We start from the raw sequence: 25,729 nt of genomic DNA on the forward strand, positions 1-25,729 counted from the left end.
CATGTATTAGGCACGCCGCCAGCGTTCGTCCTGAGCCAGGATCAAACTCTCCGATAAATGGATCACAGGTTAAGTTCGCCGCATCCTGCGGTGACACCTGTGTGACCTGCGTCGTGCAGGCCCTAGTTTGACTGACTACGCACATCGCTGTGCGATTTATAAAAATGAATTAACAGGTACGTTTTGTCTTGTTTAGTTTTCAAAGATCATTACTGCCGCTTAACGAAGCAGCTTTATTACTATAACATTTAGCTTCTTTTAAGTCAACAACTTTTTTCAAAGTATTTAATGAAGCTTTTAGTTGATGTCAGCTGTTTATCAGCGACGAATAATAATATATCACGGATATTATCAAAAGGTCAACACCCAATTTAGGCTGTATGTGAAGAGACATTTTATCGGTTATATTCAATTGTCCATGCTCATAAGATGTAAAACAAGAATGATGGACAAGATAAGGAGGCATCATCAGTGAATCACTTCTATGTGTGGCACATTAAACGGGTAAAACAATTAATTATTATACTTATCGCCGCATTTGCAGCTGCCAGCTTTTTTTATATCCAAAGAGCTGTCCCGCTTCCCGTGTTTTCAACTGACACCGGACCTAAAGCCATTTATAAAGGAGAAACAGACTCTAAAGATATTTCACTTACTTTCGATATCAGCTGGGGTGATGAGAGAGCAGAACCGATACTTAATACTCTGAAAGCAAACGGGATTAAAAACGCAACGTTTTTCCTGTCCGCTTCTTGGGCAGAACGCCATCCCGACACAGTGGCCCGTATCGTAAAGGACGGCCATCAAATCGGGAGCATGGGCTACGCTTATAAAAACTATGCCAATTTAGAGAGCAGCGAAATAAAAAAGGACATGAACCGTGCGCAAACAGCCTTTGAAAAGTTAGGGGTCAAAGACATACAGCTATTAAGACCCCCTACCGGCCAATTCAATAAGAATGTTCTAAAGGTCGCAAAGCAATACAATTATACAGTCGTTCATTACAGTGTGAACTCTCAAGACTGGACAAATCCCGGAGTTGAAAAAATCATCGACAATGTGACCAAGCAAGTTTCCGGTGGAGACATTATTCTTTTACATGCCTCCGATTCTGCAAAACAAACAGAAGAAGCATTGCCTGATATCATCCATCAGCTGAAAGAAAAAGGATTAAAAAATGTAACCGTGGGTGATCTCATCGCAAATTCTGATGCCAAATCCGCAGAGGTAAAGTAATTACTTTGCTGCAAACTTCGGCAGCATCAGCAATTGGAAGGCATTACATGCCATTAACGGAAAAAGCATTAAATAAAGCCAGTCCTCATCATTTACTCTTAATGCAGGGAACCATTCTAATGCGGTAATCACAACCATCAAAAATAACGATGACACAAATGTTTTCTTAGAGGACTGCTTTTGCTTTATATAAGCTGTAATCACTCCAAAGATCAATAAAAACACCGGTAACCACGCATAGCCAGCCAGCGATTCTCCGCTCTCTCCAAAAAATAAAAAACGCACGTACATTAAATCAAAAGCAACAAACAGGATGAAAAACAACTGCAGCAAATTCCACAAAGAGGAGGACCTTAATATCTCAAGCGCAAACCGATGAACTGTTAAAAACACGAAAAAACCCATTTGGCTGATCACACTGAAAATCATGCCTACACCGATAAACCAAAATAAAACAGAGAAAATCTGCCCCGCTTCAAATGTAAGAAACAGCCCTCTATATTCTCCCCATTTTAAAGCAAAACCCACAATACTCGTGATAAGCGCCCCGACAGCTAAAATAGAAAAGAAAAAACGAACTAAACCACGGCTTTTCATTTCTTTATTCATCCCCTCAAAAATCGCGAACAGCGATATTTTGTTATGTATAATTCCAAACAGATGAATCATATTAAAGGTAAGACAAGTATGTGAAAGGAGCTTAAGCATGTCAAAAGCCAAAACGCTATTGATGAGCTGTTTTTTGTTATTATCTGTAACAGCTTGCGCTCCAAAAGACCAAGCAGCGGATATGGACTATGATCAGACCAAAAAAATGGTTGTTGATATATTAAAAACTGATGATGGAAAGAAAGCTATTAAGGAATTATTAAATGATGATGCCATGAATGAAGCGCTGGTGATTGACCAAGATGCAATTAAAGGAACAATAGAAAAAACACTCACATCTAAAAAAGGTGAAGAATTTTGGAAAAACATCTTTGAAGACACTGATTTTGCTGAGGGCTTTGCCAAAACTCTTCAGACAGAGCATGAAAAAGTGATTAAAAAGCTGATGAAGGATCCAGATTACCAGAAGATGCTGATGAGCGTTATGCAGGATCCCGGCATGGATAAAAAGTACAGCCAGCTGGCAAAAAGCCAAGAATTCCGCAGTTATTTAGAAGAGGTTATTAACGAAACACTTTCTAGTCCGCTTTACAAAAAGCAGTTCGAAGATGAGCTGAAAAAAGCAGCAAAAGACACAGCAAAAGAAAGTGAATAAAGGGAAAGCCGGGATCTGGAATCCCGGTTCACCTTTTATACCTGCACTGACATTTTTGCATCTATTTTTTTTGCGATGTCCTGATATATTTCTCCGATTGGATGATTTTCGTCATAAACAGACGGAGCAAATTGGTCCTTATCCCAATCGGGCTGTTTCAATGGGATTCTGCCGAGCAAAGGCACGTTTAGTTCCTCAGCCAGTTTATCTCCTCCGCCTTTTCCAAACACATATTCTCTTTCCCCTGTCTTTGCACTTTCATAATAAGCCATGTTCTCTATGACACCCACGACCTCATGATCGGTTTTAATCGCCATAGAGCCCGCTCTGGCCGCGACAAAAGCAGCTGTCGGATGTGGCGTAGATACGATAATTTCTTTGCAGCTCGGAAGCATTGTATGTACATCGAGAGCAACGTCCCCTGTACCAGGCGGAAGATCAAGAACGATATAGTCTACTTCTCCCCACTCTACTTCATGGAAAAAATTATTCAGCATTTTGCCGAGCATCGGCCCTCTCCATACGACCGGGGCATTTTCTTCTACGAAAAAGCCCATTGACATGACCTTTACTCCAAAGCGTTCAACAGGAAGAAGTTTCTCTCCTTCAATTGTTGGACGCACAGTGATACCCATCATGTCCGGCACACTGAACCCATAAATATCCGCATCAATTAAACCAACCTTTTTCCCTAGACGAGCCAGAGAAATAGCTAGGTTTACTGACACAGTTGACTTGCCTACGCCGCCTTTTCCACTTGCTACAGCAAGAAAGACTGGCGGGTTATCCATATTTAATAATGTTTTTTTCTCAGCTGACGGCGCCCGGAATTTAGCAACCGTTTCTTCAGGCAGCTCTTCAAATCGAAGGCCGACTGTCTCAGCTCCTGCCCCTTTTAATACGTTTACGATCTCTTGCTGAATCTGCATTTGTTCTGCAGTTCCTGTTTTTGCAAGAGCGACTTTTACACTGATATGCCGTTTTTCAGGCTTTATTTTAATTTCCTTAACGGCATCCAATTCTCCCAGAGGTCTTTGAAGAAAAGGTTCGCGCATTTCTCCGACTAGTTTTCTTACTTCATCTTCTCTTATCATCGAACCTCACCCTTTTGTGTATTCGTTTACAATTATTATTATATCATACATAAATGGCGGGTGTCTTATGCTTAGAACCACAAGAAAACCCTCCATTACTCCGGAGGGTCTCCTTTTTCTGTGAAATATCGCAAAATGCCTTTATATATGGAAGATGCCACCTTGTCTTGATATTTCGGTTTACCGAGCAGCGTTGCTTCGTTTGGATTGGATAAAAATCCGACTTCTATAAGCGCCCCCGGTTTGGTGACGTTTTGCATTAAGTAGATACCATGAATCCGCTTTGCTTTCCGGGTTGTGTTTTCCAGATTTCTTCTCAGCTCATCCTGGATGTATTTTGCGACTTTCTCATTTTCCGCATATTTCCCGTAATAAAAGCTTTGGGCTCCGCTCCATTTTTGTGACGGAATCGCATTAAGATGAATGCTGATATAGAGCTCCGCCTCTGAATGGTTTATTAATTTGACTCGTTGTCTTAGATCCTCAGCTTTTCGTCGGCTATAGCCTTTTGTTCCTTCTGGAGCGAGATCAGTATCACTTTCTCTGGTCATGATAACAAGCGCTCCTTGTTCTTGAAGATAATCCCTGACTCTAAAGGCCACTTCCAGGGTAACATCCTTCTCTAACAGCTTTCCGCCGACTGCTCCGCCGTCAGGCCCGCCATGACCTGGATCTAGATAAATGATTTTACCGCTCAAGGGCAGGCTCCACGGCTTCCAAGAGTCGTTATTGCTGAACTGATACTTGAACAGAAATAGTAATATGATGAAGCCTAGCAAAAAACTGAGCCATTTAAGCTTTTTCCTCATCCCTTCCCCTCCCGCTTGTCCGTTATTACATAACTATGGGACAGGGTCGGGAAATATGATTACCGCATGCGAAGCTTACACTGTTTTTCTCTTTGAACAAACCCTGCTGTCCACCAATCTTTAATGAACTTGCGTGCCGCTTCATAAACAGTGTTTTTATCAAATGTTGCGTATTGCTCGTGTATCCAATTATAGAGATAATCAAAAAACTCCATACGCAGCTCTTCTTCTTCTCTTGCAGAGCGGGCACTGATACTCTGCATTGATTCTCCGTAATAGCCGAATATCCCAAAACGCCCGCCTAACAAATAAGCTTCAATCGCAAAATCAATACAGCCTTCGGTAATAATATCTCGTTCATCATGTAAAAATGGAAATAATGGTTCCAAACAATCCTTAACAGACTGGATAATTTGTCTCAGAGAGAGTTCTTTGAGCAAGTTCTTTTCTAATTCAAAATCCTTTTGGCGTTTCACATCCATAAAAGACAGTACTTCTGCCATATAAATTCACTCTCCTTTTACCGATTATTTTGAGGTTTGGATGATGAAACAATGCCCGAATTCGGTTGGAAATTCGCCCAAATGAAGGTGTAACATCGATAAAAAATCAGCTTTCTGCAGGGTGCGGAACAAACGTTCTGTAATTGGTTATGAAAAAAGCAGCCCCTCTAACAGGTCGCTGCTTTTCATACTTTCACGCTTCTTGTTGCAGAATATGTATGGATATATTGGTCTAATACAAACCCGCCTTTATCTTCATAAAAACCAGTAACGATAAAACCGGCATCAATTTGGCCTTTGATTTGGTCTTCTAAGGAATGGCCGAATTCCAGAGCCTCATTATTTTCGATCAGTTTTTTCACTTTATGTTTCGGAAGATCTTCTGGATCAGCGTATGGAATGGAGTGTTTTACTTTTAAAACACCTTGCTGTTCTAATTCTGTATCAAACAGAAATACAACAGGATTGACAAAACCCGAGATTAGAATGCCGTTCCTTTTCAACACACGGTGCGCTTCCTTCCATACCGGGAGGACATTCTCAACAAAAACATTGGCAACAGGATGTACAATGACATCAAATGATTCATCATTAAATACACTTAAATCGTCCATGCTTTCTTTGACAGTGTGTATCGTCAGACCATCTCGCTCAGCAATCATTCTATCCTGATTCAGCTGTTTTTCTGAGTTATCTAATACGGTGACATCCGCGCCTGCGGCTGCCAAAACTGGACCCTGCTGGCCGCCGCCTGATGCTAAACAGAGTACTTTCAGACCTTTGATAGGCGGAAACCAATCCTTCGGTACATCTTTCATTGGTGTTACCCTTATATCCCAATTGCCTTTTTTTGCTTGTTCGATAACCTGCTGTTCAACAGCAACAGTCCATTCATTGCCTGTTTCTACTTTTTTATCCCAGGCTTTGCTATTATGAGCTACTAACGCATTCATGAATCTTCTCCTTACTTTAATGTATAGAGTATAACAAATATTTCTAGATTGATATCGCTTTCCCTTTGCATATTTAGAAAAAAGTTCATAAAAACGCAAAAAAATCACAAAGGAGATATGTGATTTATATCATCAGATTTACTTTTACTTCGTTACATAAAGCCATTAGCAATGAGAGCTATTGTTTCTCCGGGTTAAGAATCAGCAGTGAACTTTAACGGATGAGATACAGTGGGTAGATGAAGCTGGGCTGATCACATAACGATAATAAACATTGACCGAAGTTTCAATTGAATAAGAATGAAAGCTATCATGATTATTACAAAGAGACCGTTTATAAACAAACAATTTGCTTAACCCCGTCAAGCGTCCATTCAGTTGTTATTTTTATGCGGGACTGCCACGTTTTATTGAAAGAAAAAAGCTCCCAACCCAAGGTCGAGAGCTTTTTGAAAACGTAAAATTAACGTTTTGAGAACTGAGGTGCACGACGAGCGCCTTTAAGACCGTATTTTTTACGTTCTTTCATACGAGCGTCACGAGTCAGAAGACCTGCACGTTTAAGAGTTGTACGGTATTCTGGATCTGCTTCAAGCAAAGCACGAGCGATACCGTGACGGATTGCTCCAGCTTGACCAGATAGGCCGCCTCCATGTACGTTTACTAAAACATCATAAGTGCCAGCTGTTTCAGTCAAAGTTAATGGTTGTTTGATATCTTCGATTAAAGCTGCAGATGGGATATGTTCGCTGATTTCACGATTATTAACGACGATACGGCCTTCTCCTGGAACTAAACGCACACGCGCTACAGAGCTTTTACGACGGCCAGTACCGTAATATTGAACCTGTGCCAAATTGGTAACCTCCTTTTTAATTAACCGCGAAGTTCGTAAACTTCAGGTTTTTGTGCTTCGTGTGGATGCTCAGAACCACGGTATACGTTCAATTTTTTGAACATTTGACGACCTAGAGAACCTTTTGGAAGCATGCCTTTGATAGCAAGCTCAAGCATTTTCTCAGGGTAGTTTGTACGCATTTCAAGAGCAGTTCTTGATTTTAATCCGCCTGGATGTTGAGTGTGACGGTAGTAGATTTTGTCAGTTAACTTTTTACCAGTTAACTCGATTTTTTCAGCGTTGATGATGATCACATGATCTCCAGTATCAACGTGTGGTGTGTAAGTTGGTTTGTGTTTTCCGCGAAGGATAGCTGCAACTTCTGAAGAAAGACGACCTAAAGTCTTGCCAGCAGCATCAACAACTAACCACTTGCGTTCAATAGTACTTGCGTTAGCCATAGGTGTTGTACGCATTGAATTTCCCTCCTAAATGATCTGTCATTTTCAATAAACTTCGATTACGTTCTATTTCACAACACAATAAGTTCCGGGGCTTATCGTGGGGTTGAAATACATACCATATGATATCTTATAACTTTATGCAGACTCTGTCAAGAAAATATTATACACCTGGTTTAGTTGTCATAGTAAACGTTCCATAAATATAGCCCGTGCCCCGGCGCTGTGCGCCCTGCCGCTTCGCGATCCTTCGCTTCCAGCATGGATTTCACCTCATCGGGAGAAATTTTTCCAATACCTGCATCAAGCAAAGTACCCGCAATAATTCTGACCATATTATATAAGAAACCGCTGCCTGTGATCCGCATTTGCAGGCCGTCAGCCGTCTCAGTCCAATCAAGTTCGTATATCGTTCTTACCTTGTCCTGCACTTCTGTTTTAGCCGCGCAAAAGCTCGTAAAATCATGTGTCCCTATAAGATGCTTTGCCGCTTCTCTCATGTCCTGCACATTAAGGCGATATGAAAAATGGTAAGCGTAATGCCGTTTAAATACGTCCGGGTGTTTCTCCGTGTATACAAAGTAGCGATATTCTTTTTTGACTGCGCTAAATCGTGCATGGAACCCATCATCCGCAATTTCTGCCTGTTTGACTGCGATATCGTCCGGAAGCAGTGCATTTAAGGCATATGGCCATCTCTCAGCCGGGATAGACAGTGGAGTGTCAAAATGAATCACCTGTCCGGCTGCGTGAACCCCGCTGTCTGTTCTTCCAGACGAAACGACCGGAATTCTGTCTTTTGACTTATGCAGGACAGCCAAAGCCTTCTCCAGTTCATCCTGAACCGTTCTTTTGCCCGGCTGAACCTGATAACCGTTAAACAAATGTCCGTCATAAGAAATCGTGCATTTCAGTCTCATACAGCACCTCTAAGCCCTTAAGAAAAATAACAAAGCAGCTAATACAATTAAGCTGACAATGACAGAAGTGTCTTTTCCTGTCCATACAAGCTTTCTATATTTCGTACGTCCTTCTCCGCCTTGATAGCCTCTTGCTTCCATTGCCACCGCAAGCTCTTCGGCGCGTTTAAATGCGCTGACGAAGAGCGGGACAAGAAGCGGGACAATAGCCTTCACTCTTTCTTTGACAGGCCCGCTTGTAAAATCAACGCCTCGCGCCATCTGAGCCTTCATGATCTTATCTGTCTCCTCCATCAGTGTCGGAATAAACCGTAAAGAAATTGACATCATAAGAGCCAGCTCATGAACAGGAAGCTTTAATTTTTTCAATGGGTTCAGCAGCTGCTCCATTCCATCGGTAATCTCAATCGGTGTAGTCGTAAGCGTTAATAAAGTTGTGATTAAAATCAAATAGACGAATCTAAGAGAAATGAATATCCCCTGAACCAGACCGCCCTCATAGACTTTGAAAAAACCTATTTGAAAGATAATCGGTCCTTCATGTGTCATAAGGATGTGAAGAAGGAACGTAAAAAGGACAATCCAGATGATTGGCTTCAGCCCTTTCATTAAAAAAGAGAAAGGAACTCTTGTTAATGAAACGACGCCAATTGTAAATAAACCAAGCAACGCATATGTCTGAACATTATTGGCTAAGAATACGATGCAGACAAATAAAAAGATCGTGATCAGTTTTGTTCTGGGGTCAAGCCGGTGCACAAGTGAAGTACCCGGTACATACTTGCCGATAATCATGCTGTCCATCATAAAGTCTTCTCCCCCTGAAAAAGAGCACGGATTTTGGCAGCGGCATCTTCGATTGTGAGCATAGGCTCATTAAATCTCATACCCAGTACAGCTTCAAGGTGTCTTTGGAATTTTATTGTTTCAGGAAGATCCAGCCCCCAGCCGGCCATCTCTTCACCCTTTAAAAACAGATCACGCGGACTGCCTGATGCTTGTATCGTTCCTTTATGCATAACAATCATTTCATCAGCGTATGCAGCTGCATCCTCCATGCTGTGTGTCACAAGGATCGTCGTCAGGTTCCCACGTTGATGAAGCTCATAAAACATGTCCATAATCTCTTTTCGCCCTCTTGGGTCCAATCCTGCAGTCGGTTCATCCAGAACAAGCACTTCAGGGTCCATTGCAAGTACGCCGGCAATTGCAACTCTGCGCATTTGCCCCCCGCTTAATTCAAAGGGTGACCTGTCCAAAAGCTCTTCTGATAAACCTACAAGCTGCAGCATCTCTCTCGCTTTTTGTTCAGCATCTTCTTTTTTAACACCAAAGTTCATCGGTCCGAATGAAATATCTTTAAGAACTGTTTCTTCGAATAATTGATGCTCAGGAAATTGGAAAACGATTCCGACTTTTTTACGAAGTTTTTTCAGATCTTTATTCTTTTTCCCTGCCTGAATGACAGTGCTGCCTAGTGATATCTGTCCCTTCGTCGGCTTCAGGAGACCATTTAGGTGCTGAAGAAGAGTGGACTTGCCAGAGCCTGTATGCCCGATAACGGCTACGTAGCTTCCTTCTTTAATCGATGCATTGATATCATACAGTGCTAGGCGCTCAAACGGCGTCTTCATCTGATAGCGATGCTCTACATCTTTGATTGTAATGTCCACAGCTCTTTCACCAGCCCTTCCTGAGTCAAATGGTTTTCTTTCAAAGCCAGTCCATTTTCTCTTAAAAGCTGGCTAAGCTGAAATGAGAAGGGTAAATCAAGCCCAATTCGAACAAGTTCTTTATTCAATTTAAAAATCTCTTCAGGCGGCCCTTCAGCATATTTTTTACCGCCATTCATGACAATGATCCTGTCTGCTTTTGCTGCCTCATTCAGATCATGTGTAATGGATATGACAGTCGCCATGCCCTGCTCTTTTAAATGTCTTACCGTTTCAAGCACTTCTTCTCGCCCGATCGGATCAAGCATGGATGTTGCTTCATCTAAGATAATAATATCAGGACGTGCGGCAATAACCCCCGCAATCGCAACTCTCTGCTTTTGGCCTCCGGAGAGATGGTGCGGCTCTTGATCGAGAAAATCTTGCATATTCACCTGTTTTACTGCCCAGTCTACTCTCTCAATCATTTCTTCCCGCGGTACACCATTGTTTTCTAAACCAAAAGCCACATCATCGCGAACAGTCGTTCCGACAAATTGGTTATCCGGATTTTGAAAGACCATACCTATCTTCTTACGCACTTCCCAAACAGATTCCTCTGTCAATTGAATCCCGGCAACCTCAATGTCGCCTGATTCAGGAAGAATTAAACCATTCAATGCCCGGGCCAGTGTTGATTTCCCTGAACCGTTATGACCTACGATTGCAAGCCATTCACCCTCATACACCTGCAGGGAGACGCCGTCTAGTGCTCGTCTTTCTGCGTCCTTCCGATATCGAAATACGATATCCTCTACCGATATCAACTGATTTTGATTCATGGAAAACCGGCCTCCTCTCAGCTAATGCTCTGCTTTTCTCTCTATTAAAAGTTGCAGTATCTAAAAAAAGGGCATAGATCCAGTTAGAAACTGTCCCGCCCTTCTTTAGATACACAAAAATATGTGATTAAACCAATTCGATAATTGCCATTGGTGCTCCGTCACCACGGCGAGGACCAAGCTTCATAATACGTGTGTATCCGCCTTGGCGCTCCTCGTAACGAGTTGCAATGTCAGAGAATAATTTTTGAAGTGCATCTTGGTTATTTTCTTCGTTTGCAACCTCGTTGCGGATGTATGCAGCAGCTTGACGGCGAGCGTGAAGATCACCGCGTTTGCCAAGCGTGATCATTTTTTCAACTACAGAGCGAAGTTCTTTCGCACGTGTTTCAGTTGTTTCGATTCTTTCGTTGATGATCAAATCAGTTGTAAGATCACGAAGCATAGCTTTACGCTGTGCACTCGTACGTCCTAGTTTTCTGTATGACATGTGATGTCCCCTCCTTTATTGGAATGCTGTTTCTGAATAATAAACACACGAAAATCCTAGTTCACAAGGGAAACTAGTCAATCGTCTTTGCGAAGTCCGAGTCCAAGTTCTTCTAGTTTCGCTTTCACTTCTTCAAGTGATTTGCGTCCTAGATTTCGAACTTTCATCATATCTTCTTCCGTCTTGTTCGCAAGCTCTTGAACCGTGTTAATACCCGCACGCTTTAAGCAGTTGTAAGAACGAACAGAAAGATCCAATTCTTCAATTGTCATTTCAAGAACTTTCTCTTTTTGATCTTCTTCTTTTTCAACCATGATTTCAGCATGTTGAGCTTCGTCAGTTAAACCAACGAATATATTAAGGTGTTCAGTTAAAATCTTTGAACCAAGCGCAATTGCTTCTTTCGGTCCAGTGCTTCCATCAGTCCAAACATCAAGTGTAAGTTTATCATAGTTTGCAACTTGGCCTACACGAGTGTTCTCTACCTGATAAGATACACGAGAAACTGGCGTATAGATAGAATCGATCGGAATCACGCCGATTGGCTGATCGTCTCTCTTGTTTGCGTCAGCAGGCGTATACCCACGTCCTCTTTGAGCAGTAAGGCGAACTCGGAAACTCGCATTCTCACCAAGAGTCGCGATATGAAGATCAGGATTTAAGATCTCTACATCACTATCGTGTGTAATATCAGCTGCCGTTACAGTTCCTTCACCCTGTACATCAATTTCTAGCGTCTTCTCTTCATCAGAGTAGATTTTCAATGCAAGCTTTTTAATGTGTAAGATAATCGTTGTAACATCTTCCACAACGCCTTCAATTGTCGAGAATTCGTGCAGTACACCATCTATCTGGATTGATGTTACAGCGGCACCAGGGAGTGAGGATAAGAGGATACGACGTAAGGAGTTACCCAGAGTTGTACCATATCCACGCTCAAGTGGCTCTACGACAAACTTACCAAATTTGGCATCGTCGCTGATTTCAACCGTTTCGATTTTTGGTTTTTCAATCTCGATCATTACTTAAAACCCTCCTTCAAAACGTCGAAACCTCGAATAGAATCATATGAGATTCCATCCGAAATTCCCCATTGTTTAGTCCCGTATGTGCTCAGGCAACGAGTCGGTGCATTCGTTTCATAAATAACTGTATCATAACCCATTATTGACAGGGACACAAAATCTATACAAACAAATTACACGCGGCGACGTTTTGGTGGACGGCATCCGTTATGAGGAACAGGAGTTACGTCTCTGATAGCAGTGACTTCTAGTCCAGCAGCTTGAAGTGCACGGATTGCAGCTTCACGGCCTGAACCAGGTCCTTTAACAGTAACCTCTAGAGTTTTAAGACCATGTTCGATTGAACCTTTAGCAGCTGTTTCTGCAGCCATTTGCGCAGCAAAAGGAGTAGATTTACGAGAACCTCTGAATCCTAAAGCTCCGGCACTAGACCAAGAAATAGCATTACCATGAGTGTCAGTGATCGTAACGATCGTGTTATTGAAAGTTGAACGAATATGAGCAATTCCAGACTCAATATTCTTTTTCACGCGACGTTTACGCGTGTTAGATTTACGAGCAGCAGCCATTGTTTAAGAACCTCCCTTACTTATTTTTTCTTGTTAGCTACAGTACGACGCGGACCTTTACGAGTACGCGCGTTGTTTTTAGAGTTTTGTCCGCGAACAGGTAATCCTCTGCGATGACGGATTCCGCGGTAGCTTCCGATTTCGATCAGACGTTTGATATTAAGAGAAACTTCACGGCGAAGGTCACCTTCTACTTTCAGTTTGTCAATAATATCACGGATTTTACCAAGTTCTTCTTCAGTAAGATCGCGCACACGAGTATCTTCTGAAACTCCAGCTTCTTTTAAAACTTGCTGAGCCGTTGTGCGGCCAATTCCGAAGATGTATGTTAAAGAAATAACAACACGTTTGTCACGTGGGATATCTACACCAGCAATACGAGCCATTCTCTGGGCACCTCCTTATAAATTATCCTTGTTTTTGTTTATGCTTTGGATTTTCACAGATCACCATTACTTTTCCTTTTCTGCGAATAACTTTACATTTTTCGCAGATTGGTTTAACTGATGGTCTCACTTTCATGTGTTTCCAACCTCCTTCAGTTTCCGGAGTGCTTTATTTGTAACGGTACGTAATCCTGCCACGAGTTAAGTCATATGGAGATAATTCTACCGTAACTTTGTCTCCAGGTAAAATGCGAATGAAGTGCATGCGGATTTTACCAGATACATGAGCCAAAACAGTGTGGCCATTTTCAAGTTCAACTTTGAACATCGCGTTTGGCAGTGTTTCGACTATAGTACCTTCCACTTCAATTACATCGTCTTTCGCCATTCAAGTGTTCTCCCTTCTTCAAATCAGTAACTTGCTTTCTGACAAATTTCAAAAGAAGTTTGTCACACGCCCTGTTTCGTTTATACTGTTCTGAACTTCCGGAGATACGCAATCATAAAGGGTTAAATGATTGATATTCTTTTTCTAAGGAGAATGAAATGTACGCTTTTCTCCGTCTGCTGTTAGTACATTGATGATGGTTAAAATTCCAACGACAAGCAGCAAGATGAATTCGGTCTTGCCAATGTTCACCCAAGCTTTCTGCCCTATCAAGCTTGAAAAACATCTGTCTTCGGAATTATTTTCATCATCTAGACTCTCGTCAGTATATCAAAACCCGTTTCCGTAATCGCAATCGTATGTTCAAAATGAGCACACTTTTTCCCATCTACCGTTACAACCGTCCAGTTATCAGCCAATGTTTTCACGTAGCGGCTGCCAGCGTTCACCATAGGTTCAATAGCGAGAACCATGCCAGGTTTAAGCCGTGGTCCTTTGTTGGGCGGACCGTAATGAGGAATTTGCGGGTCCTCATGCAAGTCTTGACCAACACCATGTCCGACATACTCCCTAACAACTGAAAACTGCTCATTTTCGACATACGTTTGTATTGCGTGGGAAATATTCGACAAACGTTCACCTGGTTTTGCTTCCTGCAAGCCTTTATATAAAGACTCCTCTGTCACTTCCAGAAGTTTTTTGTCATCATCGCTGATGTTTCCTACCGGATATGTCCATGCAGAGTCACCATGATAACCATTTAATTTAGCACCGATATCAATACTGATGATGTCACCGTCCTTCAGCACCCTGCTGCCAGGTATGCCGTGAACGAGTTCTTCATTAACTGATACGCAAATGCTCCCGCGAAACCCATTATACCCCTTAAAAGATGGGATTGCACCCTGCTTCTTAATAAAACGTTCGGCAATTTGATCCAATTCTTTTGTCGAGATTCCTGGTTTAATGTGCTTTTTTAACTCTTCATGAGTTAAAGCCACGATTCGCCCTGCTTCCCGCATGATACCAAGTTCACGTGGGGTTTTACAGATAATCATTTTTTTAATCCTCCAAGAAGATCCTTCACATCTGCATAAACGTCTTGAATGTCCTGCTGGCCATTCACGTTTGCAAGATAACCTTTCTCTGAATAGAAATCGAGTAAAGGCTGAGTTTGCTTCATGTTTACCTCAAGCCGTTTAGAGACTGTTTCCTCATTATCATCTGCCCGTTGATAGAGTTCGCCTCCGTCTTTATCACAAATACCCGGCGTTTTCGGCGGATTAAAGACTAAATGATAGGTTGTGCCGCAAACACTGCAAATTCTGCGTCCAGTCAGACGTTCCATCAGAACATCTTTGTCGACTTCAATGTTAATGACATAATCAATCGGCTTGCCGTATTCCTCAAGAATTTCTTCAAGAGCTTCGGCTTGAGCGACTGTTCGCGGAAATCCGTCCAGAAGAAAACCTCTTTCACAATCATCTTTGCCAAGTCTCTCTTTTACAATTCCGATTGTGACTTCGTCAGGTACGAGCTCTCCCTTATCAATATAAGATTTTGCTTCGAGTCCGAGTGGTGTTTCTTCTTTCATAGCAGCACGGAACATATCTCCTGTTGAGATATGAGGAATCCCATAATCCTCAACAATTCGTTCGCCCTGTGTGCCTTTACCGGCACCAGGAAGCCCCATTAAGACTAAGTTCATTCGGATTTCCCCCGTCCTCTCTTTATTAAGAGGGAATGGATAAATCCATTTCCTCTAGTTTTTCATAAATCCACGGTAGTTTCGTTTCACCAACTGGCTTTCTAGTTGTTTCATTGTCTCCAAGGCTACCCCGACAACAATTAACAAAGATGTTCCGCCAATTTGTGCACTTTGAGGCAATCCAGCGAATTGAATGAAAAAGATAGGAAGAATGGAAATCACGGCTAAGAATATAGAACCCACAAACGTAAGTCGATACAAAATGCTCGTAATTCTATCTTGAGTCATTTTCCCTGGACGAACCCCCGGGATATAGCCACCCTGTTTTTTAAGGTTATCAGCCATTTGTTCAGGGTTTACCTGTACAAAAGCATAAAAGTACGTAAAGGCAATAATCAACGCAACATATATCGCCATACCCACCGGATGCGTATTATCAAAGTTGTTTTGAATCCACTTTGTCACATCGTTTGTTCCAAAGAATGACGCGATCGTCCGCGGCGTTATCAAAAACGCAACCGCAAAGATTACCGGAATAACCCCTGCAGGATTCACTTTCAATGGAAGGTGTGTAGACTGACCTCCGCCAGCAGGTGAACGACCTGTGCCTTTAGCATATTGAATCGCAATTTTCCGTACGGCTTGCTGAATGAAAATAACTCCAACAATAACTGCTAAAATCGCAATCACAAGAAGTGCGACTTTCACAATATGAATAAACAACTGATCGTTGCTGCCGACAAATTGAGTCTCATATATTTGCCCAATTGTTTTTGGAATACTAGACACAATCCCCGCGAAGATAATGATCGATATTCCGTTGCCTACTCCATGAGAAGTAATTTGTTCCCCAAGCCACATTAAAAAGGCAGTTCCGCCAGTGAGCACTAAAGCAATGATAAGATATGTCGATACACCGGATTTTTCGATCAGCATACCGTTTGCCAGATTGTTGAATCCATATGACATACCTAACGCTTGGATGAAACCAAGCACAATCGTAAAGTACCTTGTGAACTGAGCTAATTTACGGCGGCCAACTTCACCTTGCTTAGACCACTCGGTAAACTTCGGTACCACATCCATCTGAAGCAGCTGAATGATGATCGAAGCCGTGATATAAGGAGTAATTCCCATTGCGAAAATGGAAAATTGGTAAAGCGCACCGCCGCCAAATGTATTAAGGAGATCAAAAACACCCATTTGAGACTGTGCCTGTAACGCTTCAGCGTTAACGTAAGGCACAGGAATAAACGCACCTATGCGAAAGACGATAAGCATGAGTAAAGTGAATATGATTTTATTCCTGATATCACTCACACGCATAAAGTTGGAGATTGTCTTAAACAAGTTAGATCACCTCAGCTGTACCGCCAGCAGCTTCAACAGCTTCTTTCGCAGAAGCAGAGAATTTATTGGCTTTTACAGTTAATTTTTTCTCTAATTTACCGTTGCCAAGAATCTTTACTCCTGCATTAAGTTTGCTAATAACACCAGTCTCTAGAAGAAGTTCAGGAGTGACTTCCGTTCCTTCTGCAAAACCGTTCAATTTGTCTAGGTTGACTACAGCGTATTCCTTGCGGTTGATGTTAGTGAAACCGCGTTTAGGAAGACGTTGGAATAAAGGCATTTGTCCCCCCTCGAATCCAGGGCGTACACCGCCGCCAGAACGAGCGTTTTGACCTTTGTGACCTTTACCAGCTGTTTTACCGTTGCCAGAACCAATACCACGACCTACGCGATTACGCGTTTTGCGTGAACCTTCTGAAGGTTTTAATTCATGAAGTTTCATTAGGACACCTCCTTATCCGATCAAATATTTTTATTGTTCTTTAACAGAAACTAAATGAGATACTTTATTAATCATACCACGGATCGCAGCGTTGTCTTCATGAACAACAGTTTGGTTTGTTTTCTTTAAACCAAGTGTTCTTACAGTAACGCGTTGGTCTTCCGGGCGACCGATTACACTTCGTTTGAGGGTAATTTCTAATTTAGCCATTAATGTTCCCTCCTTATCCTAACAGTTCTTCTACAGATTTTCCACGAAGCTTCGCAACGTCTTCAGCACGTTTAAGCTCACTTAAACCTTGAAGTGTTGCACGAATCATGTTGATCGGTGTGTTAGAACCTAAAGACTTAGAAAGGATATCAGCTACACCAGCTAGCTCAAGTACCGCACGTACAGGGCCTCCAGCGATAACTCCAGTACCTTCAGAAGCAGGTTTTAACAAGATGTTACCTGCACCGAAACGTCCGATGATTTCGTGTGGAATTGTAGTTCCAACCATTGGTACTTCAATCAAATTCTTTTTCGCATCTTCAACAGCTTTGCGGATCGCTTCTGGTACTTCTTGTGCTTTACCAGTACCGAATCCTACGTGTCCGTTTTTGTCACCGACAACGACTAGAGCTGCGAAGCGGAAACGACGACCACCTTTAACAACTTTCGCTACGCGGTTAACCGTAACTAAGCGTTCTTCTAACTCTAATTTGCTTGGGTCAATACGACGCATAATCATGTGTCCCTCCTTCTTTTATTAAAATTTAAGTCCAGCTTCACGAGCGGCATCAGCCAAAGCTTTTACACGTCCATGGTATAAGTATCCGCCACGGTCAAATACTACGTCAGAAATGCCTTTTTCAGCAGCGCGTTTTGCAACTAATTCTCCAACTTTAGTAGCAGCAGAAGTATCTCCAGTGCTTTCAACGTTCAAGTCTTTATCGAGAGTAGATGCACTAGCAAGTGTTACACCATTTACATCATCGATGATTTGAGCGTAAATGTGCTTGTTAGAACGGAAAACGTTCAGGCGCGGTCTTTCAGCAGTACCGGAAAGTTTAGCGCGAACACGAGCGTGTCTTTTAAGACGAGCAGCATTTTTGCTAGTTTTCGTAATCATCTAGGTCACTCCTTTCTTCACTTTAAGCGATCTTACTTAGCAGATTTACCTTCTTTACGGCGAACAACTTCACCTTCGTAGCGGATTCCTTTACCTTTGTAAGGCTCTGGAGAACGTACAGCGCGGATGTTAGCAGCAATAGCTCCTACGCGTTCTTTGTCTGTACCTTTTACAACTACTTTTGTTTGAGAAGGAACTTCGATTTCGATGCCTTCTTCAGGAACGATCTCAACAGGATGAGAGTATCCAACGTTTAAAACAAGTTTATTTCCGGATTTAGAAGCACGGTAACCGACACCGACTAATTCCAAACCTCTTTCAAATCCTTTAGATACACCTTCAACCATGTTGCCAAGCAGACTGCGAGTCGTACCATGCAGGGCACGGTGCTCTTTTTGATCAGAAGGACGAGCGACTGTAAGCACATTGTCCTCTACTTTAATCTCCATATCAGGGTGAAACGTACGAGTTAATTCTCCTTTTGGTCCTTTCACAGCTACAGTGTTGTTATCATTTAACGTTACTGTAACATCAGAAGGAATCTCAAGTAGCTTCTTACCTACACGAGACATACCAAACACCTCCATTCATGTTAAACTTCTTACCAAACGTATGCTAGAACTTCTCCACCAGCTTGTTTTGCACGGGCTTCTTTGTCCGTTAAAACACCTTGTGATGTAGAAATAATCGCGATTCCAAGACCGTTAAGTACGCGGGGTACTTCATTAGATTTAGCATAAACACGCAAACCAGGCTTGCTGATTCTTTTAAGACCAGTGATAACGCGCTCGTTGTTTTGTCCGTATTTCAAGAAAACGCGGATGATACCTTGTTTGCTGTCTTCTACGAACTCAACGTCACGAATGAAACCTTCACGCTTTAAAATTTCAGCAATTTCTCTTTTCAATTTAGAAGCAGGAATTTCAAGCTTCTCATGACGTACCATGTTTGCATTGCGAATACGAGTTAGCATATCTGCAATTGGATCTGTCATAACCATTATATAATTACCTCCTTCCCTTTCTTGGGGATTACCAGCTGGCTTTTTTCACGCCAGGAATTTGTCCTTTATATGCAAGCTCACGGAAACAAATACGGCAAAGTTTAAATTTACGAATGACTGAATGCGGACGTCCGCAGCGTTCACAGCGTGTGTACTCTTGTACTTTAAACTTTGGTGTACGTTGTTGTTTCGCAATCATAGACTTTTTAGCCACGATTTCGCCTCCCTTTCATTGATTATTTCTGGAACGGCATACCTACTTGAGTTAATAGCTCACGAGCTTCTTCGTCAGTATTAGCAGTTGTTACGATAACGATGTCCATTCCGCGAACCTTTGTTACTTTATCGTAGTCAATTTCAGGGAAGATTAACTGTTCTTTGATACCAAGTGTGTAGTTACCGCGACCGTCGAAAGATTTTTTAGAAACCCCGCGGAAGTCACGTACACGCGGTAAAGATACAGAAATAAGTTTATCAAGGAAATCATACATGCGCTCTCCGCGAAGAGTTACTTTCGCACCGATAGGCATTCCCTCACGAAGACGGAATCCAGCAATTGATTTCTTCGCACGAGTAACGACAGGTTTTTGACCTGCGATAAACGTTAATTCTTCAACAGCACTGTCGATTGCTTTGGCGTTTTGAACAGCGTCACCAACACCCATGTTGATTACGATTTTTTCGATTTTAGGCACTTGCATGACTGAATCATAATTGAACTTAGTCATTAAAGCAGGTGCAATTTCTTTATTGTACTTTTCTTTAAGGCGGTTCATGAGATAGACCTCCCTTCCTTTTAATACTATTTATCTAGAACTTGCCCAGATTTTTTTGCTACACGAACTTTTTTGCCATCTTCCACTTTGTATCCTACGCGAGTCACTTCACCTGTTTTAGGATCGAGCGGCATAACGTTTGATACATGAATTGGCGCCTCTTGATTAGAAATACCGCCTTGAGGGTTAGCTTGAGTTGGTTTAGAGTGTTTCTTTACCATGTTAACACCTTCAACTAAAACGCGGTCCTTTTTAGGGAAAGCAGCAAGGATTGTTCCTTGTTTGCCTTTATCTTTACCAGAGATAACCATAACTTTATCGCCTTTTTTTACATGCATCCTGATCGCACCTCCTTGAGTAAGGCATTTATTTCATTAGATAACTTCTGGAGCTAGAGAAACAATTTTCATAAAGTTGTTTTCACGCAATTCACGAGCAACTGGTCCGAAGATACGAGTTCCGCGTGGGCTCTTGTCGTCACGGATGATAACACATGCATTCTCATCGAAGCTGATGTATGAACCGTCACTTCTGCGCGCTCCGCTTTTAGTGCGAACGATAACAGCTTTTACGACTTCACCTTTTTTGACAACGCCTCCTGGTGTTGCTTGTTTAACCGTGCAAACAATTACATCACCAATGTTAGCTGTTTTACGTCCAGAACCACCAAGAACTTTAATAGTAAGTACTTCACGTGCGCCAGAGTTGTCAGCTACTTTTAAACGAGTCTCTTGTTGAATCATTATTTGTTACCTCCCTTCGGAAAAAGAATTCCGAACTTTATTAGATAATAACAGCTTCTTCGACAACTTCAACTAGACGGAAACGCTTAGTTGCAGACAATGGACGAGTTTCCATGATCTTAACGATGTCACCGATTTTAGCTTGATTATTTTCATCATGTGCTTTGAATTTTTTTGAGTATTTTACGCGTTTACCGTAAAGTGTATGTTTTTTGTATGTCTCAACAACAACAGTAATGGTTTTATCCATTTTGTCAGAAACAACACGGCCTTGGTAAACTTTGCGTTGGTTACGTTCGCTCATGCTCACGACCTCCCCTCAGTGATTATTTATTAGCAGCAATTTCTCTTTCACGAATCACAGTTTTCATGCGCGCGATAGCTTTGCGCACTTCACGAATGCGAGCAGTATTTTCAAGTTGTCCTGTCGCTAATTGAAAGCGAAGATTGAAAAGTTCTTCTTTAAGAGACTTTACTTTTTGTTCAATTTCAGCAGTGGTAAGGTCACGAATTTCATTAGCTTTCATTTGATTCACCACCAATTTCTTCACGTTTTACGAACTTCGTTTTAATTGGCAATTTGTGAGATGCAAGGCGAAGCGCTTCACGAGCAACCTCTTCAGACACACCAGAAATTTCAAATAAAACTTTGCCCGGTTTTACAACAGCTACCCAACCTTCTGGAGCCCCTTTACCGGATCCCATACGTACCTCAAGTGGTTTAGCAGTGTAAGGTTTAGAAGGGAAAATTTTGATCCAAACTTTACCGCCACGTTTCATGTAACGAGTCATCGCAATACGTGCAGCTTCGATTTGACGGTTAGTAATCCAAGAAGCTTCTAGAGCTTGGATACCGAATTCTCCGAAATGTACTTCAGTACCGCCTTTCGCACGGCCGCGCATTTTTCCGCGATGCTCTCTGCGATATTTAACGCGTTTTGGTAATAACATATTATTTTCCTCCTTCCTCAGTTTTCTTCTTAGTAGGAAGAACCTCTCCACGATAGATCCAGACTTTTACACCAAGCTTACCGTAAGTAGTATCAGCTTCAGATGTTGCATAGTCAATGTCCGCACGTAATGTGTGCAATGGAACAGTTCCTTCACTGTAGTATTCAGAACGAGCGATATCTGCACCGCCAAGACGACCAGAAACCATTGTTTTCACACCTTGTGCTCCAGCACGCATAGTACGTTGGATTTGTTGTTTCTGCGCACGGCGGAAAGAAACACGGTTTTCTAATTGACGAGCGATGTTGTCAGCAACTAGCTGTGCATCAAGATCTGCTCTTTTGATTTCAAGAATGTTAATGTGTACACGCTTGCCAGTAAGGCTGTTAAGGGCTTTGCGAAGTGCTTCGACTTCAGAACCGCCTTTACCGATAACCATACCAGGCTTAGCTGTGTGGATCGTAATGTTAACGCGGTTTGCTGCACGCTCGATTTCTACTTTAGAAACAGAAGCGTCAGAAAGGCGTTTGCTAATGTATTCACGAATTTTTAAATCTTCGTGCAGGAAGTCAGCGTAATCTTTACCAGCGTACCACTTAGATTCCCAATCACGAATGACTCCGATACGAAGACCGACTGGATTTACCTTTTGACCCACTACTTATCCCTCCTTCTTTTCTGATACAACGATTGTAATGTGGCTCGTACGTTTGTTGATTTGGCTCGCACGTCCCATAGCACGTGGGCGGAATCTTTTTAACGTAGGGCCTTCGTCAACGAATGCTTGAGAAATAACCAGGTTGTTAGCGTCCATTTCATAGTTATGCTCAGCATTTGCAATAGCGGATTTTAATACTTTCTCGATAATTGGAGAAGCAGCTCTTGGCGTAAGGTTCAAGATTGATACTGCCTCACCTACTTGCTTGCCTCGAATCAGGTCCATTACTAGACGTGCTTTACGAGGAGCAATACGGACTGTTCTTGCAACAGCTTTAGCTTGCATTTAAAAGCCTCCTCTCTTAGCGTCTTGTTTTTTTGTCATCACTAGCATGACCTTTGTACGTACGAGTTGGAGCGAATTCACCCAACTTGTGCCCTACCATATCTTCAGAGATGAATACAGGCACGTGTTTACGTCCGTCATAGACTGCGATTGTGTGACCAATAAACTGTGGGAAAATAGTAGAACGACGAGACCAAGTTTTTACGACTTGTTTCTTGTCTGTTTCATTTAATTTCTCGATTTTAGTCATCAAGTGTCCATCGACAAATGGTCCTTTTTTTAAGCTGCGAGCCATTTTGGAACCTCCCTTCGTGATTGCACTACGGTCCGAAAAGAACCGTAGACAACCCCGTTATTTATTTTTACGACGACGTACGATAAATTTATCGGATTTGTTCTTTTTCTTACGAGTCTTGAATCCAAGAGTTGGTTTGCCCCATGGAGACATTGGTGATTTACGTCCGATTGGCGCACGTCCTTCACCACCACCGTGTGGGTGATCGTTAGGGTTCATTACAGAACCACGAACAGTAGGACGGATGCCTTTCCAGCGAGAACGTCCAGCTTTACCAATGTTGATAAGTTCGTGCTGTTCGTTGCCTACTTGACCGATAGAAGCACGGCAAGCAGAAAGGATCATGCGAACTTCACCAGAGTTAAGACGTACAAGAACGTATTTACCTTCTTTACCAAGAACCTGAGCAGATGTACCAGCTGAACGTACAAGCTGTCCGCCTTTACCAGGTTTTAATTCAATGTTATGCACAACTGTACCAACAGGGATGTTGATAAGTGGAAGTGCATTACCTACTTTAATGTCAGCTTCAGGACCTGACATGATTTCAGTACCTACTTGAATTCCTTTAGGAGCAAGAATGTAACGTTTTTCTCCGTCTGCATAGTTGATTAGAGCGATGTTAGCTGAACGGTTTGGATCGTATTCAACTGTAGCAACGCGTCCAGGTATACCATCTTTATCGCGTTTGAAGTCGATAACACGGTATTGGCGTTTATGTCCGCCACCTTGGTGACGTACAGTCAATTTACCTTGGTTGTTACGTCCGCCTTTTTTGTGAAGGGGAGCAAGCAAGGATTTTTCCGGCTTGTCAGTCGTGATTTCAGCAAAATCTGAAGTTGTCATGCCACGACGTCCATTAGAGGTCGGTTTATACTTTTTAATCGCCATTTTGAATTTCCCTCCTTCTTTTTACAGATAATTAAGCTTCAAAAATTTCGATTTCTTTGCTGTCTGCAGTAAGTTTTACGATCGCTTTTCTGCGACGGCTAGTCATACCAGTGTAGCGTCCGACACGTTTTGATTTGCCTTTGTAGTTCATGATGTTGACTTTGTCAACTTTCACTCCAAAGATGCTTTCAACCGCGTCTTTCACTTCTGTTTTGTTAGCTCTTACATCAACTTCAAAAGTATATTTTTTTTCAGTCATTAAATCGGCAGAACGTTCAGTAATGACGGGGCGCTTTAGAACATCACGAGGATCTTTCATTATGCAAGCACCTCCTCTACTTTTTCAACCGCTGCTTTTGTAATCAGAAGCTTCTCGTGGTTGACAACGTCTAAAACGTTGATTCCGTTAGCTTCAACAACAGTAACTCCAGGAATGTTACGAGCAGATAAAGCTACTGCTTCGTTTGCATCCGCAGTTACGATTAAAGCTTTTTTCTCAACAGATAATCCTTTAAGGATAGCTGCCATTTCTTTTGTTTTAGCCGTATCAAGAGTAAGATCTTCAAGAACGATGATGTTGTTGTCGATCACTTTAGAAGACAATACTGATTTGATTGCCAAGCGGCGAACTTTTTTAGGTAATTTATAAGAATAGCTGCGTGGTGTTGGGCCGAATACGACACCACCTCCGCGCCATTGCGGTGAACGGATTGAACCTTGACGGGCACGTCCAGTACCTTTTTGACGCCATGGTTTACGACCTCCGCCGCGTACTTCAGAACGATTTTTTACTTTGTGAGTTCCTTGACGTAAGGAAGCTCTTTGCATAAGAATAGCGTCGAATACAACACTCTCATTTGGTTCGATACCAAATACAGAAGCGTTTAATTCGATGTCACCAGCAGTAGAACCGTTTTGGTTGTATAATGCTACTTTTGGCATAATCAATTTCCTCCTTTCCTAAGAGAATTATTTAGATTTAACAGCACTTTTAACAGTGATTAAAGATTTCTTCGCACCAGGTACGTTACCTTTGATCAAAAGAAGATTGCGTTCTGCATCAACTTTTACGATTTCAAGGTTTTGAACAGTGATTTGCTCTCCGCCCATACGTCCAGGTAATAATTTACCTTTGAATACACGGTTAGGATCTACAGGTCCCATTGAACCAGGACGACGGTGGTAGCGTGAACCGTGAGACATAGGTCCGCGAGATTGTCCGTGGCGCTTGATTGCACCTTGGAAACCTTTACCTTTAGATACTCCTGTTACATCTACGATTTCTCCAGCAGAGAAAATTTCAACCTTGACTTCCTGACCAACTTCATACGCATCCATTTCCACTCCGCGTAATTCTTTAACGAAGCGCTTAGGAGCAGTTTCCGCTTTTGCAACGTGCCCTTTTTCAGGTTTGTTAGAAAGCTTTTCACGCTTGTCGTCAAAACCAAGCTGGATTGCTTCGTAACCGTCGTTTTCAGCTGTTTTCTTTTGAAGAACAACGTTTGGAGCAGCCTCGATAACAGTTACCGGAATAAGATCACCATTCTCAGCGAATACTTGCGTCATACCAATTTTTCTTCCTAAGATTCCTTTGGTCATTCGTCACACCTCCTATTAAGATCATTCTATATTTTGGAATTAAAGTTTAATTTCGATATCGACACCAGATGGTAAGTCTAATCGCATAAGAGCATCAACAGTTTGTGGTGTTGGGTTCACAATGTCGATTAAACGTTTATGTGTACGCATTTCAAATTGCTCACGAGAATCTTTGTATTTGTGCACCGCACGAAGGATTGTGTAAACTGATTTTTCAGTTGGCAACGGAATCGGACCAGATACGCTGGCACCAGAACGTTTTGCCGTTTCAACAATCTTCTCTGCAGATTGATCAAGGATTCTATGATCATATGCTTTCAAACGAATACGAATTTTTTGTTTTGCCATTATTTTCCCTCCTTTTCGCCTACATCACGTTAGACAGTTCTCCGTGAGAAAAACCTGAACACCTTGCCATGGCAAAGCG

Annotated in this window: 43 protein-coding genes and 1 pseudogene; 2 read left to right on the plus strand and 42 right to left on the minus strand. The window is 42.1% G+C overall.

The features are described 5' to 3' along the window. The first annotated feature begins 471 nt into the window (after positions 1-471). Positions 472-1,236: a polysaccharide deacetylase family sporulation protein PdaB gene (gene pdaB / locus SB658_RS21015; protein ID WP_003235130.1), complete on the plus strand. Its 765-nt coding sequence runs from the start codon at positions 472-474 to the stop codon at positions 1,234-1,236. Here pdaB and kbaA read toward each other — a convergent pair whose 3' ends face one another. Further along, on the minus strand, positions 1,237-1,833 hold the full coding sequence (gene kbaA, locus SB658_RS21020; RefSeq protein WP_004399693.1) for a KinB-signaling pathway activation protein: 597 nt from the start codon (positions 1,831-1,833) through the stop codon (positions 1,237-1,239). Positions 1,834-1,942: 109 nt separating this feature from the next. Between kbaA and gerD the strand changes: the two genes are divergently transcribed. Then, on the plus strand, positions 1,943-2,500 hold the full coding sequence (gene gerD / locus SB658_RS21025) for a spore germination lipoprotein GerD (protein WP_003235126.1): 558 nt from the start codon (positions 1,943-1,945) through the stop codon (positions 2,498-2,500). A gap of 35 nt (positions 2,501-2,535) precedes the next feature. Here gerD and salA read toward each other — a convergent pair whose 3' ends face one another. The 41 genes and pseudogenes from salA to rpsJ form a co-directional block, all read right to left on the minus strand. After that, a complete protein-coding gene (gene salA / locus SB658_RS21030; protein ID WP_003235124.1) occupies positions 2,536-3,594 on the minus strand; it encodes an iron-sulfur carrier protein/transcriptional regulator SalA in 1,059 nt (352 codons plus the stop codon). Between the two features lie 95 nt (positions 3,595-3,689). After that, positions 3,690-4,403 (minus strand): N-acetylmuramoyl-L-alanine amidase CwlD, encoded by a 714-nt coding sequence (cwlD, locus tag SB658_RS21035; protein WP_041850238.1) that lies wholly within the window; start codon positions 4,401-4,403, stop codon positions 3,690-3,692. Between the two features lie 59 nt (positions 4,404-4,462). Further along, positions 4,463-4,906 (minus strand): YbaK family protein, encoded by a 444-nt coding sequence (locus SB658_RS21040; RefSeq protein ID WP_003235118.1) that lies wholly within the window; start codon positions 4,904-4,906, stop codon positions 4,463-4,465. 185 nt (positions 4,907-5,091) lie between these two features. Further along, complete coding sequence (locus SB658_RS21045; protein WP_119898916.1) at positions 5,092-5,859, minus strand: class I SAM-dependent methyltransferase; 768 nt, start codon at positions 5,857-5,859, stop codon at positions 5,092-5,094. Between the two features lie 463 nt (positions 5,860-6,322). Then, positions 6,323-6,715, minus strand: coding sequence for a 30S ribosomal protein S9 (rpsI, locus tag SB658_RS21050; protein WP_004399691.1), 393 nt, complete (start codon positions 6,713-6,715; stop codon positions 6,323-6,325). A gap of 20 nt (positions 6,716-6,735) precedes the next feature. Beyond that, entirely contained in the window at positions 6,736-7,173 is a 438-nt protein-coding gene (rplM, locus tag SB658_RS21055; RefSeq protein WP_003241966.1) for a 50S ribosomal protein L13, read from the minus strand. A gap of 161 nt (positions 7,174-7,334) precedes the next feature. Beyond that, positions 7,335-8,078, minus strand: a complete 744-nt coding sequence (truA, locus tag SB658_RS21060; protein ID WP_004399657.1) for a tRNA pseudouridine(38-40) synthase TruA — start codon at positions 8,076-8,078, stop codon at positions 7,335-7,337. A gap of 9 nt (positions 8,079-8,087) precedes the next feature. Continuing rightward, the gene (locus tag SB658_RS21065; RefSeq protein WP_004399656.1) at positions 8,088-8,885 is read right to left on the minus strand and encodes an energy-coupling factor transporter transmembrane component T family protein; all 798 of its coding nucleotides are present in this window, start codon (positions 8,883-8,885) and stop codon (positions 8,088-8,090) included. Further along, positions 8,882-9,751 carry an energy-coupling factor ABC transporter ATP-binding protein gene (locus SB658_RS21070; RefSeq protein ID WP_029727019.1) on the minus strand — a complete coding sequence of 290 codons (870 nt, stop codon included), beginning with the start codon at positions 9,749-9,751 and terminating at the stop codon, positions 8,882-8,884. Before SB658_RS21070 ends, SB658_RS21065 begins: the two co-directional genes overlap by 4 nt. Next, the gene (locus SB658_RS21075; RefSeq protein ID WP_029727020.1) at positions 9,727-10,572 is read right to left on the minus strand and encodes an energy-coupling factor ABC transporter ATP-binding protein; all 846 of its coding nucleotides are present in this window, start codon (positions 10,570-10,572) and stop codon (positions 9,727-9,729) included. The genes SB658_RS21070 and SB658_RS21075 overlap by 25 nt, the downstream gene beginning before the upstream one ends. 127 nt (positions 10,573-10,699) lie before the next feature. Continuing rightward, on the minus strand, positions 10,700-11,062 hold the full coding sequence (rplQ, locus tag SB658_RS21080; protein ID WP_003225836.1) for a 50S ribosomal protein L17: 363 nt from the start codon (positions 11,060-11,062) through the stop codon (positions 10,700-10,702). A 77-nt stretch (positions 11,063-11,139) separates the two neighbouring features. Then, on the minus strand, positions 11,140-12,084 hold the full coding sequence (locus tag SB658_RS21085) for a DNA-directed RNA polymerase subunit alpha (protein WP_003225835.1): 945 nt from the start codon (positions 12,082-12,084) through the stop codon (positions 11,140-11,142). A 176-nt stretch (positions 12,085-12,260) separates the two neighbouring features. After that, the gene (gene rpsK, locus SB658_RS21090) at positions 12,261-12,656 is read right to left on the minus strand and encodes a 30S ribosomal protein S11 (RefSeq protein WP_009966385.1); all 396 of its coding nucleotides are present in this window, start codon (positions 12,654-12,656) and stop codon (positions 12,261-12,263) included. Positions 12,657-12,676: 20 nt separating this feature from the next. Next, entirely contained in the window at positions 12,677-13,042 is a 366-nt protein-coding gene (gene rpsM, locus SB658_RS21095) for a 30S ribosomal protein S13 (RefSeq protein ID WP_003235095.1), read from the minus strand. Between the two features lie 22 nt (positions 13,043-13,064). After that, entirely contained in the window at positions 13,065-13,178 is a 114-nt protein-coding gene (gene rpmJ, locus SB658_RS21100) for a 50S ribosomal protein L36 (protein ID WP_003156543.1), read from the minus strand. Between the two features lie 33 nt (positions 13,179-13,211). Then, complete coding sequence (gene infA / locus SB658_RS21105; RefSeq protein WP_003156508.1) at positions 13,212-13,430, minus strand: translation initiation factor IF-1; 219 nt, start codon at positions 13,428-13,430, stop codon at positions 13,212-13,214. Then, positions 13,408-13,676, minus strand: a pseudogene (locus SB658_RS21110) (ribosome-binding protein ybzG). The gene infA and the pseudogene SB658_RS21110 overlap by 23 nt, the downstream one beginning before the upstream one ends. Positions 13,677-13,741: 65 nt before the next feature. Then, positions 13,742-14,488: a type I methionyl aminopeptidase gene (map, locus tag SB658_RS21115; RefSeq protein ID WP_003225828.1), complete on the minus strand. Its 747-nt coding sequence runs from the start codon at positions 14,486-14,488 to the stop codon at positions 13,742-13,744. Then, positions 14,485-15,138 carry an adenylate kinase gene (locus SB658_RS21120; RefSeq protein ID WP_004399686.1) on the minus strand — a complete coding sequence of 218 codons (654 nt, stop codon included), beginning with the start codon at positions 15,136-15,138 and terminating at the stop codon, positions 14,485-14,487. The genes map and SB658_RS21120 overlap by 4 nt, the downstream gene beginning before the upstream one ends. A gap of 54 nt (positions 15,139-15,192) precedes the next feature. Then, a complete protein-coding gene (secY, locus tag SB658_RS21125) occupies positions 15,193-16,488 on the minus strand; it encodes a preprotein translocase subunit SecY (protein ID WP_004399662.1) in 1,296 nt (431 codons plus the stop codon). Position 16,489: 1 nt separating this feature from the next. After that, complete coding sequence (rplO, locus tag SB658_RS21130; protein ID WP_003225819.1) at positions 16,490-16,930, minus strand: 50S ribosomal protein L15; 441 nt, start codon at positions 16,928-16,930, stop codon at positions 16,490-16,492. 30 nt (positions 16,931-16,960) lie between these two features. Then, the gene (rpmD, locus tag SB658_RS21135) at positions 16,961-17,140 is read right to left on the minus strand and encodes a 50S ribosomal protein L30 (RefSeq protein ID WP_003156497.1); all 180 of its coding nucleotides are present in this window, start codon (positions 17,138-17,140) and stop codon (positions 16,961-16,963) included. Positions 17,141-17,153: 13 nt separating this feature from the next. After that, a complete protein-coding gene (rpsE, locus tag SB658_RS21140) occupies positions 17,154-17,654 on the minus strand; it encodes a 30S ribosomal protein S5 (protein WP_003328273.1) in 501 nt (166 codons plus the stop codon). A gap of 24 nt (positions 17,655-17,678) precedes the next feature. Continuing rightward, complete coding sequence (gene rplR, locus SB658_RS21145) at positions 17,679-18,041, minus strand: 50S ribosomal protein L18 (protein WP_003225816.1); 363 nt, start codon at positions 18,039-18,041, stop codon at positions 17,679-17,681. Positions 18,042-18,073: 32 nt separating this feature from the next. Then, positions 18,074-18,613: a 50S ribosomal protein L6 gene (gene rplF, locus SB658_RS21150; protein WP_004399690.1), complete on the minus strand. Its 540-nt coding sequence runs from the start codon at positions 18,611-18,613 to the stop codon at positions 18,074-18,076. A 29-nt stretch (positions 18,614-18,642) separates the two neighbouring features. Beyond that, on the minus strand, positions 18,643-19,041 hold the full coding sequence (rpsH, locus tag SB658_RS21155) for a 30S ribosomal protein S8 (RefSeq protein WP_003241998.1): 399 nt from the start codon (positions 19,039-19,041) through the stop codon (positions 18,643-18,645). 31 nt (positions 19,042-19,072) lie between these two features. Then, positions 19,073-19,258: a 30S ribosomal protein S14 gene (gene rpsN / locus SB658_RS21160; RefSeq protein ID WP_003156488.1), complete on the minus strand. Its 186-nt coding sequence runs from the start codon at positions 19,256-19,258 to the stop codon at positions 19,073-19,075. Positions 19,259-19,280: 22 nt separating this feature from the next. Then, complete coding sequence (gene rplE, locus SB658_RS21165; RefSeq protein ID WP_003225809.1) at positions 19,281-19,820, minus strand: 50S ribosomal protein L5; 540 nt, start codon at positions 19,818-19,820, stop codon at positions 19,281-19,283. A 26-nt stretch (positions 19,821-19,846) separates the two neighbouring features. Further along, positions 19,847-20,158, minus strand: a complete 312-nt coding sequence (gene rplX, locus SB658_RS21170; protein ID WP_003156486.1) for a 50S ribosomal protein L24 — start codon at positions 20,156-20,158, stop codon at positions 19,847-19,849. 36 nt (positions 20,159-20,194) lie between these two features. Further along, entirely contained in the window at positions 20,195-20,563 is a 369-nt protein-coding gene (gene rplN / locus SB658_RS21175; protein ID WP_003225805.1) for a 50S ribosomal protein L14, read from the minus strand. Positions 20,564-20,603: 40 nt separating this feature from the next. After that, positions 20,604-20,867 carry a 30S ribosomal protein S17 gene (rpsQ, locus tag SB658_RS21180; protein ID WP_003225804.1) on the minus strand — a complete coding sequence of 88 codons (264 nt, stop codon included), beginning with the start codon at positions 20,865-20,867 and terminating at the stop codon, positions 20,604-20,606. A gap of 22 nt (positions 20,868-20,889) precedes the next feature. Further along, positions 20,890-21,090, minus strand: a complete 201-nt coding sequence (rpmC, locus tag SB658_RS21185) for a 50S ribosomal protein L29 (RefSeq protein WP_003156482.1) — start codon at positions 21,088-21,090, stop codon at positions 20,890-20,892. Further along, on the minus strand, positions 21,080-21,514 hold the full coding sequence (gene rplP / locus SB658_RS21190) for a 50S ribosomal protein L16 (protein ID WP_003225801.1): 435 nt from the start codon (positions 21,512-21,514) through the stop codon (positions 21,080-21,082). Before rplP ends, rpmC begins: the two co-directional genes overlap by 11 nt. A 1-nt stretch (position 21,515) precedes the next feature. Continuing rightward, positions 21,516-22,172, minus strand: coding sequence for a 30S ribosomal protein S3 (gene rpsC / locus SB658_RS21195; protein WP_003242001.1), 657 nt, complete (start codon positions 22,170-22,172; stop codon positions 21,516-21,518). Between the two features lie 3 nt (positions 22,173-22,175). Continuing rightward, a complete protein-coding gene (rplV, locus tag SB658_RS21200; RefSeq protein ID WP_003156475.1) occupies positions 22,176-22,517 on the minus strand; it encodes a 50S ribosomal protein L22 in 342 nt (113 codons plus the stop codon). A gap of 16 nt (positions 22,518-22,533) precedes the next feature. Beyond that, positions 22,534-22,812, minus strand: coding sequence for a 30S ribosomal protein S19 (rpsS, locus tag SB658_RS21205; RefSeq protein ID WP_003156472.1), 279 nt, complete (start codon positions 22,810-22,812; stop codon positions 22,534-22,536). Between the two features lie 57 nt (positions 22,813-22,869). Further along, positions 22,870-23,703 carry a 50S ribosomal protein L2 gene (rplB, locus tag SB658_RS21210; protein WP_003225795.1) on the minus strand — a complete coding sequence of 278 codons (834 nt, stop codon included), beginning with the start codon at positions 23,701-23,703 and terminating at the stop codon, positions 22,870-22,872. Between the two features lie 31 nt (positions 23,704-23,734). Next, entirely contained in the window at positions 23,735-24,022 is a 288-nt protein-coding gene (rplW, locus tag SB658_RS21215) for a 50S ribosomal protein L23 (protein ID WP_003156467.1), read from the minus strand. Beyond that, a complete protein-coding gene (rplD, locus tag SB658_RS21220; RefSeq protein ID WP_004399658.1) occupies positions 24,022-24,645 on the minus strand; it encodes a 50S ribosomal protein L4 in 624 nt (207 codons plus the stop codon). Before rplD ends, rplW begins: the two co-directional genes overlap by 1 nt. Before the next feature lie 27 nt (positions 24,646-24,672). Next, on the minus strand, positions 24,673-25,302 hold the full coding sequence (gene rplC / locus SB658_RS21225) for a 50S ribosomal protein L3 (protein ID WP_004399671.1): 630 nt from the start codon (positions 25,300-25,302) through the stop codon (positions 24,673-24,675). A gap of 39 nt (positions 25,303-25,341) precedes the next feature. Then, positions 25,342-25,650 (minus strand): 30S ribosomal protein S10, encoded by a 309-nt coding sequence (gene rpsJ, locus SB658_RS21230; protein WP_003156464.1) that lies wholly within the window; start codon positions 25,648-25,650, stop codon positions 25,342-25,344. Between the last annotated feature and the right edge of the window lie 79 nt (positions 25,651-25,729).

Source organism: Bacillus sp. SIMBA_008, from assembly GCF_046535495.1.
GTDB lineage: Bacteria > Bacillota > Bacilli > Bacillales > Bacillaceae > Bacillus > Bacillus subtilis.

Excerpts from the sequence above, each read along its gene's own strand:
- kbaA (WP_004399693.1), bottom strand. The coding sequence starts at position 1,833 with ATGAAAAGCCGTGGTTTAGTTCGTTTTTTCTTTTCTATTTTAGCTGTC.
- gerD (WP_003235126.1), top strand. The coding sequence starts at position 1,943 with ATGTCAAAAGCCAAAACGCTATTGATGAGCTGTTTTTTGTTATTATCT.
- salA (WP_003235124.1), bottom strand. The coding sequence starts at position 3,594 with ATGATAAGAGAAGATGAAGTAAGAAAACTAGTCGGAGAAATGCGCGAA.
- cwlD (WP_041850238.1), bottom strand. The coding sequence starts at position 4,403 with ATGAGGAAAAAGCTTAAATGGCTCAGTTTTTTGCTAGGCTTCATCATA.
- SB658_RS21040 (WP_003235118.1), bottom strand. The coding sequence starts at position 4,906 with ATGGCAGAAGTACTGTCTTTTATGGATGTGAAACGCCAAAAGGATTTT.
- SB658_RS21045 (WP_119898916.1), bottom strand. The coding sequence starts at position 5,859 with ATGAATGCGTTAGTAGCTCATAATAGCAAAGCCTGGGATAAAAAAGTA.
- rplM (WP_003241966.1), bottom strand. The coding sequence starts at position 7,173 with ATGCGTACAACACCTATGGCTAACGCAAGTACTATTGAACGCAAGTGG.
- truA (WP_004399657.1), bottom strand. The coding sequence starts at position 8,078 with ATGAGACTGAAATGCACGATTTCTTATGACGGACATTTGTTTAACGGT.
- SB658_RS21065 (WP_004399656.1), bottom strand. The coding sequence starts at position 8,885 with ATGATGGACAGCATGATTATCGGCAAGTATGTACCGGGTACTTCACTT.
- SB658_RS21075 (WP_029727020.1), bottom strand. The coding sequence starts at position 10,572 with ATGAATCAAAATCAGTTGATATCGGTAGAGGATATCGTATTTCGATAT.
- rplQ (WP_003225836.1), bottom strand. The coding sequence starts at position 11,062 with ATGTCATACAGAAAACTAGGACGTACGAGTGCACAGCGTAAAGCTATG.
- SB658_RS21085 (WP_003225835.1), bottom strand. The coding sequence starts at position 12,084 with ATGATCGAGATTGAAAAACCAAAAATCGAAACGGTTGAAATCAGCGAC.
- rpsK (WP_009966385.1), bottom strand. The coding sequence starts at position 12,656 with ATGGCTGCTGCTCGTAAATCTAACACGCGTAAACGTCGCGTGAAAAAG.
- rpsM (WP_003235095.1), bottom strand. The coding sequence starts at position 13,042 with ATGGCTCGTATTGCTGGTGTAGATATCCCACGTGACAAACGTGTTGTT.
- rpmJ (WP_003156543.1), bottom strand. The coding sequence starts at position 13,178 with ATGAAAGTGAGACCATCAGTTAAACCAATCTGCGAAAAATGTAAAGTT.
- infA (WP_003156508.1), bottom strand. The coding sequence starts at position 13,430 with ATGGCGAAAGACGATGTAATTGAAGTGGAAGGTACTATAGTCGAAACA.
- map (WP_003225828.1), bottom strand. The coding sequence starts at position 14,488 with ATGATTATCTGTAAAACCCCACGTGAACTTGGTATCATGCGGGAAGCA.
- SB658_RS21120 (WP_004399686.1), bottom strand. The coding sequence starts at position 15,138 with ATGAACTTAGTCTTAATGGGGCTTCCTGGTGCCGGTAAAGGCACACAG.
- rplO (WP_003225819.1), bottom strand. The coding sequence starts at position 16,930 with ATGAAACTTCATGAATTAAAACCTTCAGAAGGTTCACGCAAAACGCGT.
- rpmD (WP_003156497.1), bottom strand. The coding sequence starts at position 17,140 with ATGGCTAAATTAGAAATTACCCTCAAACGAAGTGTAATCGGTCGCCCG.
- rpsE (WP_003328273.1), bottom strand. The coding sequence starts at position 17,654 with ATGCGTCGTATTGACCCAAGCAAATTAGAGTTAGAAGAACGCTTAGTT.
- rplR (WP_003225816.1), bottom strand. The coding sequence starts at position 18,041 with ATGATTACGAAAACTAGCAAAAATGCTGCTCGTCTTAAAAGACACGCT.
- rplF (WP_004399690.1), bottom strand. The coding sequence starts at position 18,613 with ATGTCTCGTGTAGGTAAGAAGCTACTTGAGATTCCTTCTGATGTTACA.
- rpsH (WP_003241998.1), bottom strand. The coding sequence starts at position 19,041 with ATGGTTATGACAGATCCAATTGCAGATATGCTAACTCGTATTCGCAAT.
- rplE (WP_003225809.1), bottom strand. The coding sequence starts at position 19,820 with ATGAACCGCCTTAAAGAAAAGTACAATAAAGAAATTGCACCTGCTTTA.
- rplX (WP_003156486.1), bottom strand. The coding sequence starts at position 20,158 with ATGCATGTAAAAAAAGGCGATAAAGTTATGGTTATCTCTGGTAAAGAT.
- rplN (WP_003225805.1), bottom strand. The coding sequence starts at position 20,563 with ATGATTCAACAAGAGACTCGTTTAAAAGTAGCTGACAACTCTGGCGCA.
- rpsQ (WP_003225804.1), bottom strand. The coding sequence starts at position 20,867 with ATGAGCGAACGTAACCAACGCAAAGTTTACCAAGGCCGTGTTGTTTCT.
- rpmC (WP_003156482.1), bottom strand. The coding sequence starts at position 21,090 with ATGAAAGCTAATGAAATTCGTGACCTTACCACTGCTGAAATTGAACAA.
- rplP (WP_003225801.1), bottom strand. The coding sequence starts at position 21,514 with ATGTTATTACCAAAACGCGTTAAATATCGCAGAGAGCATCGCGGAAAA.
- rplV (WP_003156475.1), bottom strand. The coding sequence starts at position 22,517 with ATGCAAGCTAAAGCTGTTGCAAGAACAGTCCGTATTGCTCCTCGTAAA.
- rpsS (WP_003156472.1), bottom strand. The coding sequence starts at position 22,812 with ATGGCTCGCAGCTTAAAAAAAGGACCATTTGTCGATGGACACTTGATG.
- rplB (WP_003225795.1), bottom strand. The coding sequence starts at position 23,703 with ATGGCGATTAAAAAGTATAAACCGACCTCTAATGGACGTCGTGGCATG.
- rplW (WP_003156467.1), bottom strand. The coding sequence starts at position 24,022 with ATGAAAGATCCTCGTGATGTTCTAAAGCGCCCCGTCATTACTGAACGT.
- rplD (WP_004399658.1), bottom strand. The coding sequence starts at position 24,645 with ATGCCAAAAGTAGCATTATACAACCAAAACGGTTCTACTGCTGGTGAC.
- rplC (WP_004399671.1), bottom strand. The coding sequence starts at position 25,302 with ATGACCAAAGGAATCTTAGGAAGAAAAATTGGTATGACGCAAGTATTC.
- rpsJ (WP_003156464.1), bottom strand. The coding sequence starts at position 25,650 with ATGGCAAAACAAAAAATTCGTATTCGTTTGAAAGCATATGATCATAGA.